The 1,100-nt window shown below is 61.2% G+C and carries 1 protein-coding gene; it reads right to left on the reverse strand.

What is annotated here, in order from left to right; genetic code table 11:
- A partial coding sequence (locus LU671_RS29270) for an immunoglobulin-like domain-containing protein (protein WP_332880105.1) occupies positions 1 to 1,100 on the reverse strand: 1,100 nt, incomplete at both ends.

Here is a 1,100-nt window from a genome sequence, read left to right on the forward strand (position 1 = left end):
TACTCGGCTTCGGTCTGACCGGCTGGAATGACGACTTTGTCGCCGTTCGACAGGGTCACGGTCAGGTCGTGGTCGAGTTTCTGGCTGACCTTGACGGTGAAGGCAGGTTGCTGGTCTTCGGTGACATCGCCTTTGCCAACGATGGTGACGGTGACCTTGTCGCCCTGGTTGTCGGTGCCAGGAGTACCGGTGCCTGGCTCGTCGGTCACAGTCGTGGTGACCGAGTTGTCACCGAGAGTCAATTTCTCGAAGTTGTCACCACCGACAACCGATTCGATCTTGTTGACGATCGAAGGCTGGCCACCGACAAACACGTCGTCCGGTGCGGTGATGGTGAAGGTGCCGTTGGCACTGCCTGCCGGGATGGTGACCTTGGTGCCATCGGTCAGGGTGAAGGTCAGGCCATTGTGGCCGTTGACCGGCAGCCCTTGGGCGTTGGTCAGGGTGACGGTGTAGGTGATCTGGCCGCCTTCGGACACAGTGGTCTTGTCGGCGGTGAGGGTCGCAACGACCTCGCTGATGGTGTCGGTGATCTGCACCGAGGCATTGCCACCCAGCTCCAGATTCTCGAAGGCCTTGCCGTCGACGGCGGCATCGGTGATGCCGACGGTTAGGGTATCGCCGTCCTTGAAGACGTCATCGCCCTGGGCTTTCGCCTTGTACTCGGCTTCGGTCTGACCGGCTGGGATGACAACCTTGTCGCCGTTGGACAGCGTGACAGTCAGGTCATGGTCGAGCTTCTGGCTGACCTTGACGGTGAAGGCCGGCTGCTGGTCTTCGGTGACATCGCCTTTGCCGACGATGGTGACGGTGACCTTGTCGCCCTGGTTGTCGGTGCCTGGCGTGCCAGTGCCTGGCTCGTCAGTCACCTTTGTGGTGACCGAGTTGTCGCCGAGAGTCAGCTTCTCGAAGTTATCGCCACCGGCAACCGACTCGATCTTGTTGACGATGCTCGGCTGGCCACCGACGAATACGTCGTCCGGTGCAGTGATGGTGAAGGTACCGCTGGCGCTACCGGCAGGGATGGTGACCTTGGTGCCGTCGGTCAGGGTGAAGGTCAGGCCATTGTGGCCGTTGACCGGCAGCCCTTGGGCATTGGT

Origin of the sequence: Pseudomonas sp. NMI760_13, assembly GCF_021283245.1 — a bacterium.
GTDB classification, from domain to species: Bacteria; Pseudomonadota; Gammaproteobacteria; order Pseudomonadales; family Pseudomonadaceae; genus Aquipseudomonas; species Aquipseudomonas peradeniyensis.